The sequence below is a fragment of the Tsukamurella ocularis genome (assembly GCF_965138335.1).
Lineage (GTDB): Bacteria > Actinomycetota > Actinomycetes > Mycobacteriales > Mycobacteriaceae > Tsukamurella > Tsukamurella ocularis_A.
Map to the genome: position 1 here is coordinate 64,677 of NZ_CBCSDV010000023.1, position 9,755 is coordinate 74,431.

8 protein-coding genes are annotated in these 9,755 nt (G+C 72.8%); 2 read left to right on the top strand and 6 right to left on the bottom strand.

The features are described from left to right. Positions 1–88: 88 nt before the first annotated feature. The 6 genes from ACNAYW_RS18705 to ACNAYW_RS18730 form a co-directional block, all read right to left on the bottom strand. Positions 89–1,192: a branched-chain amino acid aminotransferase gene (locus ACNAYW_RS18705; protein WP_415851156.1), complete on the bottom strand. Its 1,104-nt coding sequence runs from the start codon at positions 1,190–1,192 to the stop codon at positions 89–91. 87 nt (positions 1,193–1,279) lie between these two features. Next, the gene (gcvT, locus tag ACNAYW_RS18710) at positions 1,280–2,380 is read right to left on the bottom strand and encodes a glycine cleavage system aminomethyltransferase GcvT (RefSeq protein ID WP_415851157.1); all 1,101 of its coding nucleotides are present in this window, start codon (positions 2,378–2,380) and stop codon (positions 1,280–1,282) included. A gap of 10 nt (positions 2,381–2,390) precedes the next feature. Further along, complete coding sequence (locus ACNAYW_RS18715) at positions 2,391–3,641, bottom strand: uracil-xanthine permease family protein (RefSeq protein WP_415851158.1); 1,251 nt, start codon at positions 3,639–3,641, stop codon at positions 2,391–2,393. A 20-nt stretch (positions 3,642–3,661) separates the two neighbouring features. Continuing rightward, positions 3,662–4,999 (bottom strand): D-arabinono-1,4-lactone oxidase, encoded by a 1,338-nt coding sequence (locus tag ACNAYW_RS18720; protein ID WP_415851159.1) that lies wholly within the window; start codon positions 4,997–4,999, stop codon positions 3,662–3,664. Beyond that, positions 4,996–6,312, bottom strand: a complete 1,317-nt coding sequence (locus ACNAYW_RS18725) for an alanine racemase (protein ID WP_415851160.1) — start codon at positions 6,310–6,312, stop codon at positions 4,996–4,998. The genes ACNAYW_RS18720 and ACNAYW_RS18725 overlap by 4 nt, the downstream gene beginning before the upstream one ends. Positions 6,313–6,343: 31 nt before the next feature. Then, positions 6,344–7,438, bottom strand: coding sequence for an AraC family transcriptional regulator (locus ACNAYW_RS18730; protein WP_415851161.1), 1,095 nt, complete (start codon positions 7,436–7,438; stop codon positions 6,344–6,346). A 44-nt stretch (positions 7,439–7,482) separates the two neighbouring features. Here ACNAYW_RS18730 and ACNAYW_RS18735 point away from each other — a divergent pair, with 44 nt between their 5' ends. Both ACNAYW_RS18735 and ACNAYW_RS18740 read left to right on the top strand, forming a co-directional pair. Then, the gene (locus ACNAYW_RS18735; RefSeq protein ID WP_415851162.1) at positions 7,483–9,012 is read left to right on the top strand and encodes a leucyl aminopeptidase; all 1,530 of its coding nucleotides are present in this window, start codon (positions 7,483–7,485) and stop codon (positions 9,010–9,012) included. A 155-nt stretch (positions 9,013–9,167) separates the two neighbouring features. Beyond that, the coding region (locus ACNAYW_RS18740) for a biotin/lipoyl-containing protein (RefSeq protein ID WP_415851163.1) at positions 9,168–9,755 on the top strand (588 nt) is incomplete at its 3' end.

Sequence of the window (9,755 nt, forward strand, 5' to 3'; positions counted from 1 at the left end):
TGCGCGGCGCGCATACCCTTCGCACGGACGATCGTTCTACCGCCCCGCCCCCGCCCCGCCGGACCGGGGGCAGGGGCCGCTGGGCCGCTCAGCTCAGCGTGGTCATCCAGCCGTGCTTGTCCTCGACGGTGCCGCGCTGGATACCGGTGAGGGTCTCGCGCAGCGCCATGGTGATCTCGCCGGGCTCGCCGTCGCCGATAGTGAAGTCCTCCGACGCACCCTTGACGCGCCCGACGGGCGTGATGACGGCGGCGGTGCCGCACGCGAAGACCTCGGTGATGGCGCCGGAGGCGACGCCCTCCTTGAGCTCGTCGACGGTGATGCGACGCTCCTCGGTCTCGAAGCCCGCATCACGCGCGAGCTGCAGCAGCGAGCTGCGGGTGACGCCGGGCAGCAGCGAACCGGACAGCTCCGGCGTCACGATCCGGGCCGAGGAGCCCGAGCCGAGGACGAAGAACAGGTTCATGCCGCCCATCTCCTCGATCGCCTCGTGCTCGATGGCGTCGAGCCACACGACCTGATCGCAGCCCTGCTGCGCGGCCTGGGCCTGCGCGACGAGGGACGCGGCGTAGTTGCCGCCGCACTTGGCGAAGCCGGTGCCACCGGGCGCGGCGCGGACGTACTCGCGTGAGAGCCACACCGAGACGGGCTTCACGCCGCCCGCGAAGTAGGCGCCGGCCGGCGAGGCGATCACCAGGAAGCGGTAGCTGTTCGACGGCTTGACGCCGAGGGTCTCCTCGTCGGCGAAGATGAACGGCCGGAAGTACAGGGCCTCCTCGCCGCCGGCCGCGGGCACCCACTCGCCGTCCACCGCCACCAGCTCCTTGAGCGACTCCACGAAGACGTCCTCGGGCAGCGGCGGGATCGCGAGGCGCTCGGCGGAGCGCTGGAAGCGCGCGGCGTTGGCCTCGGGCCGGAAGGTGGCGACGGAACCGTCGGGCTGGCGGTAGGCCTTGAGGCCCTCGAAGATCTCCTGGGCGTAATGCAGCACCGACGCCGACGGCTCCATCGGGATGGGGCCGTAGGGCAGCACCTCGGGCGCGTGCCAGCCCTTCGCCTCGGTCCAGCGGAGCGAGATCATGTGGTCGGTGAAGTACCTGCCGAATCCGGGGTTCGCCAGGATCTCGGAGCGCTCAGCCGCAGAGCGGGGGTGGTCGTTGCGGGTGAGGGCGAAGGCCGTGCCAGTTGTCATGGGACAAGATTCTACGACCCGCGCGCGCAGGCGCGGGCCGTACCAATCAGTAGGAACCCCGAGTATTTCTCCGGGGCCTCGCCGGACCTACTTGGTGTTCGCCTCGACGAACGGCGGCAACACGACCACGCACTCGATCGCGCGGCCCCGCACGTCCACGCTGACGACGGTGCCCTTCTCGACGCCCGCCGCGGAATCGATGAGCGCCAAGGCGATTCCGGTCTTCAGCGATGGGCTGAAGGTGCCCGACGTGGTGGTCCCGATCGGCGCGCCGTCGGCGGAGAGGACCGTGAGGTCGGCGCGCAGGACGCCCTTGCCGGTGGCGCGCAGGCCCCAGAGCCGACGGGCGGGGCCGGCCTCCTTCTCCGCCAGCAGCGCATCGCGGCCGACGAATTCCGGCTTCTTCCAGCCGACGGCCCAGCCCGCGCGCGCCTGGACCGGGGTGATGTCGACGGTGAGCTCGTGCCCGTGCAGCGGGTAGCCCATCTCGGTGCGCAGGGTGTCGCGGGCGCCGAGGCCGGCGGGCTGGCCGTCGCGGGAGGTGATCTCGGGCAGCAGCGCGCGGAAGACGGTCTCGGCGTCGCCCCACGCGGGGATCAGCTCGTAGCCGTGCTCGCCGGTGTAGCCGGTGCGGCAGACGCGTACGGGGGTTCCGTTCAGGGACGCGTCCTCGTAGGCCATGTACTCCATGTCGGTGGGCAGCCCGACGGCCTGCAGCACCTCCGCCGACTTCGGGCCCTGCACGGCGAGCACGGCGTAGTCGCGGTGCTGGTCGGTGATGGTGATGCCCTCCGGGGCGCGCTCGCGCAGGTGCGCCACCACCGCGGCGGTGTTCGCGGCGTTGGGCACGAGGAAGAGCTCGTCGTCGGAGACGTAGTAGACGATGAGGTCATCGATCACGCCACCGGATTCGTTGGTGCACAGGGTGTACTGCGCCTTACCGGGGTGGATCTTGCCGAGGTCGGCGGTGAGCACGCGGTTGACGAAGTCCTTGGCGCCGGGTCCGGCGACGGTGGCCTTGCCGAGGTGGCTCACGTCGAAGATCCCGACGGCCTCGCGGACGGCGGTGTGCTCGCCGACGGTGCCCGCGTACTTGACGGGCATCGACCAGCCGCCGAACGGCGCGAACGCCGCCCCCAGCTCGGTGTGCACGGCGTTCAGGGGGCCCTCGATCAGCGTCTCACTCATGCCCGGCACTCTAGTCCAGGGCCGCGCTGCCGGATCGGCCCAACAGCCGCATCCCCTGGTAGATCACGATCGCGGCGACGGAACCGAGCGCGATACCGGTGAAGGTCACGTCGCCGACCGACCAGGTGAAGTCGGCGATGCCGATGATGAGCGGCACGGCGGCGGTGAGCTGATTGATGGGCTTGCTGAAGTCGACGCGCGCCTCCACCCAGATCCGCACGCCGAGGATGCCGACGAGGCCGTACAGCGCCGTCGTGATGCCGCCGAGAACGCCGGGCGGGATCGACGCGATGACGGCGCCGACCTTGGGCGACATGCCGAGCAGGATCGCGGCGACGCCGGCCACCCAGTACGCGGCCGTCGAGTACACGCGCGTGGCCGCCATGACGCCGATGTTCTCCGCGTAGGTCGTGGTGGCCGAGCCGCCGCCGGCGCCGGCGAGCACCGTCGCGAGGCCGTCGGAGGCCAGCGCGCGCCCCATCACGGGGTCGTAGTCCTCCCCCGTCATCTGCGCGACGGACCGCACGTGCCCGACGTTCTCGGCCACGAGCACGAGGACCACGGGCAGGAACATGGGCAGCACCGCCCAGGAGAACGACGGGGCGTGGAACTCCGGGAAGCCGACCCACGACGCCGCGGAGACCTTCGAGAAGTCGACTTCGCCGCGGACCCACCCGACCAGGTATCCGATCACCACCGAGGTGAAGATCGCCAGCCGCCCGAGCATGCCCTTGAACAGGGCGAGCGAGGCGATGAGGCACACCAGCGTGATGGTGGCCGTCACGGCGGCCTTCTCGTAGTTGGCCTTCGCCGCGGGCGCCAGGTTGAGGCCGATCAGCGCGACGATCGCACCCGTCACGACGGGCGGCATCAGCTTCTCTATCCACTCGGTGCCCACCAAGTGCACCACGCCGCCCACGAGGATCAGCAGCGCGCCGACGGCGACGATGCCGCCCAACGCGCTCCCCATCCCCTGCGAGGCGGTCGCCGCGGTGATCGGCGAGATCACCGCGAAGCTCGACCCCAGGTAGCTGGGCAGCCGGTTGCCGGTGATGAGCAGGAACAGCAGGGTCCCCACGCCGGAGAAGAGCAGCGTCGTCGCCGGCGGGAACCCGGTGAGCACCGGCACCAGGAACGTGGAGCCGAACATCGCCACCACGTGCTGCACGCCGATCCCGAGCGTCTTGGGCCAGCTCAGCCGCTCACCGGGCCCCACCACGCCCGCACCGTCGGTGGTCGGCGTCCAGCCGAATGTCTTCATGGCCGGAAATCATGCACGAGTCAGCGACCGAGCACCGCGTCCAGGTGGTCGTTCGCGAACACGCGGTCCGGGTCGAGCTCGTCGCGCACGGCCAGGAACTCGTCGAACCGGGGGTACGCACCGCGGAAGAACTCGGCGGTGCGGGTGTGCATCTTGCCCCAGTGCGGCCGGCCACCGTGCTCGATCATGATCCGCTCCACCTCGGCGAAGTAGTCGCTGGGCTTGTCGCGGATGTAGCGGTGCGCGGCGATGTACCCGGACTTCCGGCCCGCGGCCGTCGACAGCATCAGGTCGTCGGCGGCGGCGACGCGGACCTCGATCGGGAAGGTGAGGTTCCAGTCGTGCTTCTCGGTCGCGGCCTTGAGCGCGGCGAACGCCGGCATCGTGTTCTCCAGGGGCACGGCCCATTCCGTCTCGCGGAAGCGCACGGAACGGTCGGTGGTCAGCACGTTCGTGGAGTAGTCGATCTCGGTGTGCTCGGAGAGCATCGAGGTGGCGAGCGACACCAGCCGCGGGGTCAGCGACGGGATCGCGCGGCCCACCTCGCACACGGCCATCAGCGCGCCGGTCCCGACGACCTTGTCGTCGACGAACCGCCGCAACCCTCCGATCGGCTTGCGCTTGTGATCGCCGGGGCGACGGATCTGCGACTTGGTGAGCGTGCCGTCGGTCCCCGGGAACCAGAAGAACTCGAAGTGGTCGACGCCGCGCACCCGCTCGACGAAGCCGTCGACCGTCTCCGCCAGCGACATCGGCGCCTCGGTGGCCTCGAGCACGAACCGGTCCACGCACTGGAGCGTGACCTCGACGAGGATCCCCAGCGCGCCGAGCCCGAGGGCCACGGCCTGCAGCCGTGGGTCGTGCTCGCCGACGGTGACCACCTCCCCCGTCCCGGAGACCAGGGTCGCCCCGACCACCTGGGTGGCGATGCCGCCGAAGCCCAGGCCGGTGCCGTGCGTGCCGGTCGAGATCGCGCCGGCGACGGTCTGCCGGTCGATGTCGCCGAGGTTCGCCATGGCGAGGCCGTAGGGCTCGAGCAGCGCGGGCACGTCGTACAGGCGCGTGCCGGCCCGCAGCGTCACGCGCTTGGCGTCCACGTCGACGGTGACGAGCCCGCCCTGGTGGTCGGGCGCGAGCGCCACGTCGCGCGGCGCGGAGATCGCCGTGAAGGAGTGTCCCGCGCCGAGGGCCTTGACGGTGCCGCCGCGCTCGCGGGCCCGCTCGACCGTGCGCACCACGTCCTCGATCTTCGCGGGCCGCGAGACGTAGGACGGGAACGCGGACGCGGTGCGCCCCCAGTTCCGCCACTCGCCCACGGTGCCGGTCAATTGGTCCAGGCCCGGGATCCACTTGTTCACAGGAAGCACTTCCCCTCGCCGCGGTAGGTCGGGACCGTGGCGTGCACGGCACCGTCGGAAACGATCACCAGATCGTCGGCGTGCTCGGCCGGTTCCCCGGCCTTGGTGTGCCGGAACCAGACCCGGTCGCCGAGCGAGATGCGTTCGGCCCGTTCGCCGGTGAGCGGGGTCTGCACCTCGCCCGCGCCCTCCCGGCCGGTGAGCTCGAGGCCCTCGGGCCACACCGGCCGCGGTAGGCGGTCGGGGCCCGCGGCGCCGGAGGCGATCCAGCCGCCGCCGTGGCAGGTCACGGTCCGCGCGTCCGGGCGGCGCACCACGGCGAGGCCGAAGCCCATCGCCGGCGCCGGGCGGAAGTGGGAGTAGCCGTCGAAGAGGTGCGGCCCGTACAGGCCGCTGCCGGCGGCGATATCGGTGATGTTGGGGTCCTCGGCGTTGCGCTCCAGCGAGCCGGTGCCGCCGCCGTTGACGAACTCGAGGTCGGCGATCCGCCGGAGGTCGGTGAGGATCTCCCGGCGGCGCGTCACCAGTTCGTCCCACGACGCGCGCTGCATGGTCCGCAGCAGCGTCCCCGCGCCGGGGCGGCGGATGCTGAGGTCGCCGACGCCCGCGATCTGGGCGTCGTAGGTCATCACGCCGACGAGCCGGAAGCCCTTGCGCCCGGCCACCGTCGCCGCGAGGACGGAGGCCTCGGCGCGCGTGCGGACCGGCGACCGGCGCGCGCCGATCGTACCCAGCGCCGGGGCGTGGTACGAGGCGTCCACGTCGATGCAGACGCGGAGCTCGGGGCGGCGGCTCGGCGGCACCGCGGCGTCGATGAGGTCGAGCTGCTCGGCGTCGTCGATCATCAGGGTCACGCGCATCGCGGCGGACGGGTCCGCGGCCAGCGCGGCGATCGCGCCGAGGTCGGCGCTGGGGTAGGCGACGAGCACGTCGGTACAGCCGGGCCGGGCCGCGCCGGAGTGGTCCACGCCGTCCGCGGCCAGCCAGTGCGCCTCCGCGACGTCGTAGGCGAGCACGCCCGCGTACCCCGGCACCCGCAGCAGCGCGTCGAGCACGGGCCGCGAGCGGATCGATTTCGAGGCCACGCGGATCGGCTTACCCGCCGCGCGCCGCAGCATGTCGGCCACGTTGTGGCGCAGGGCGTCCAGGTCCGCGGCGACGATGGGCGCATCGAGGCCGTGGGTCGCGGCGTCGATCGTCGCCCAGTAGGAGGAGGGATCGATCTCCCATTCCCGGTCGAGGGCCGACGGTGCCGCCGCCAGGTCCAGTGCGCCCGCGCCGGTCGTGCTCTCGCCCGTTCCGTTCCCCGTCATGAGCACCGATCGTACGTGCGGAGGACCGCACTCAGCGCGGCGTGACCGCAGATCCCCCCTCGTCCGTCCGGATCTCCCCGGAGGCCCTCATCTCGGCGGGAGTCCGCCCGGTCCACTGCGCGAAGGCGCGCCGGAAGTCGCGGGCGTCGGCGAAGCCGACCGCGGCCGCCACGGCACGGACCGGCAGGTCGGTCGTGCGCAGCAGCGTCTCGGCGTGCTCGCGCCGGGCCCGGGCATGGATCGAGCGGAAGGACTCGCCCGCCTCCGTGAGGTGTCGGCGCAGGGTCCGGTCGGTGGTGTTCAGCTGCCGGGCGAGGGCGGCCATCGTGACCGGGCGGCGGAGGTCCGCGCGGAGCAGCTGCTCCACGGCCCACACGTGGTCGAGGTCGCGTGCGTCCCCGGTCACCCCCGTGATGGCGCGGCACGCCGCGAGCGCGGCGGCGTGCACGGCCTGTTCCCGCCGCGGCAGCGGCCGGCCGAGCAGGCTCCGCGGCACCGTCATCACGCCGGCGGCGGCGTCGAAGCGGACTGCGCACCCGAAGTGGACGGGATAGTCGGCGGCGTACGCGGGCGCGGCGTACGGCAGCTCGACCGTCGTCGGCGACCACCGCTCGTCGCCGAGCGCCGACCGCAGCAGGGTCGTGACGCTGAGCAGTGTCTCCTCGCAGAGGAACGGCAGCACCTCCGGATCGGCGGAGCGCGGCACCACCGTCAGGCGGACGGCGTCGCCGTCCGCGTCCACCGCGAAGTCCACGAGGCTGCCCGCGGCCCGGTGGTACTGGAGCCCCGCGGCGACCGCGCCCTCGACGTCGGCCGCGGTCTGCACCGCGACCCCGAGCATCCCGAACGACTGCAGCAGCGGCCGCGCGCCGGCCTGCAGCCCGAGCGGGCGATCGGGCAGCGCGCGGACCACCTCCGTGAGGAAGAGCAGCACCTGCGGGAAGGCGAGTTCCAGGTCGGCGGCGGCGTCGACGCGGCGGATCCCGGCCCGGTCCGCCCACGCGGCCACCGGGTGCCCCTCGTGCGCGAGCGCCTCCAGCAGGTGGGCGACCACGGGCGCGGGCATCGGGGCCGCACAGCCGGACGCCCCGGGCACCGGCGCGCCCCACAGTCCCAGGCGTAACATCCGTACAGGCAAGCACACCCGCCGCCCCGACGAGAGGAAACCCCTTGAACACGCCGTTCACCGGACCCGCCATCACGCTGACAGACGACCTCGCGGCGACCACCGACGCGCTCGTCGTGGGCGTGTACTCCGCTGCGGGCGACGGGGCGGCGATCACGCTCGACGGCGGCGTTCCGGAGGCGGCGCGCGGCCCCGTCGCGGAGGCGCTCGCGCTGCTCGGCGCCGAGGGCAAAGCCGGCGAGGCCGTCCGGATCCCCACCCCGGCCGGGTCCGGTCTGGGCGCGGCGACGGTGCTGGGCGTGGGCCTCGGCGCCGAGGAGTCGGTCACCCCGGAGGCGGTGCGCCGCGCCGCGGGCGTCGCGGCCCGCGCGCTCGAGGGCGTCGCCGCGGCGGCCACCACCCTCTCCTCGATCGACCTGGCGGCCACCGTCGAGGGCGCGATCCTCGGCGCGTACCGGTTCGCCGAGTTCCGCACCACCTCCGCGCCGAAGAAGGAGACGCTCGGCGCGCTCGCGGTGCTCTCCGCGCCCGCGTCCGAGGCCCTCGCGGAGGAGGCGCGCGGCACCGTCGACCAGGCCCGCCTGACGGCCGGCGCGGTCGCACTGGCCCGCGATTTCGTCAACACCCCGCCGAACGTCCTCTCCCCCGGCGAGTTCGCCGATCGTGCGCAGCGTCTGGGCGCCGAGGCCGGCCTCGAGGTCGAGGTCTTCGACGAGGAGTACCTCGACGCGAACGGCTACGGCGGCATCGTCGGGGTCGGCAAGGGCAGCTCGCGGCCGCCGCGCCTGGTGCGCCTGCGCCACGTCTCGGGCGTCGACGGTGCCAAGCACGTCGCGCTGGTCGGTAAGGGCATCACCTTCGACACCGGCGGCATCTCCATCAAGCCCGCCGCGGGCATGGAGCAGATGACCTCGGACATGGGCGGCGCCGCGGCGGTCATCGCTACCGTGATCCTCGCCGCGCAGCTGGGCCTGCCGGTCGATGTGACCGCGACGGTGCCCATGGCCGAGAACATGCCCTCGCACACCGCGCAGCGCCCCGGCGACGTGCTCACCCAGTACCCCGGGGCCGAGAAGGGCGGCATCACCGTCGAGATCATCAACACCGACGCCGAGGGCCGCCTGATCCTGGCGGACGCCATGGTCCGCGCGTGCGAGGACGAGCCCGACTACCTCATCGACACCGCGACGCTGACGGGCGCGCAGATGGTGGCGCTCGGCACCCGCACCCCGGGTGTGATGGGCACCGACGACTTCCGCGACCGCGTCGCGGAGCTCTCCCGGTCGGTGGGCGAGAACGGCTGGGCGATGCCCTTCCCCGAGGAACTGCGCGCCGACATCAACTCCCGCGTCGCGGATCTGGCGAACGTGAGCCCGAACCGGTGGGGCGGCATGCTCACCGCCGGCGTGTACCTCAAGGAGTTCGTGGCCGAGGGCGTGCAGTGGGCGCACATCGACGTCGCGGGCCCGGCGTTCAACACGGGCGGCCCCTTCGGCTACATCACCAAGGGTGGTACGGGCGTCCCGGTTCGCACGATGCTCGCCGTGCTCCGCGACATCGCGCAGCGCGGCTGACGTCCCGCCCCCTGGGAGTTACCGGCGAGTAAGCCCCCAACCGCCGCGCGGACCCGACCCCTGAGGGTAGGGTCAGGTGTCGGTGGAGGCCACCAGCCGAAACCCGCGTTCAGCTCGTATCACAGCAGATAACCGAACCTGAGGAGTCAGAGGAAATGGCCTTCTCCGTCCAGATGCCGGCACTCGGCGAGAGCGTCACCGAAGGCACCGTCACCCGGTGGCTCAAGCAGGAGGGCGACACCGTCACCGTCGATGAGCCCCTGCTCGAGGTCTCGACCGACAAGGTCGACACCGAGATCCCGGCACCGGCTTCGGGTGTGCTGCTGAAGATCCTGGCGCAGGAGGACGACGTCGTCGAGGTCGGTGGCGACCTCGCCACGATCGGCGAGGCGGGCGAGTCCGCCCCCGCGGAGTCCACTCCCGCTCCCGCCGCCGAGCCCGAACCGACTCCCGCGGCCGCCGCGCCCGCCGAGCCCGCCGCGCCTGCGGCCCCGGCCGCCCCCGCGGCTCCGGCAGCCCCGGCCGCGCCCGCGTCCGGCACCGAGGTGAAGATGCCCGAGCTGGGCGAGTCCGTCACCGAGGGCACCGTCACGCGCTGGCTGAAGAACGTGGGCGACGAGATCGCCGTCGACGAGCCGCTGCTCGAGGTCTCCACCGACAAGGTCGACACGGAGATCCCGTCGCCCTTCGCCGGCACGCTGCTGGAGATCAAGGCGAACGAGGACGATGTCATCGCCGTCGGC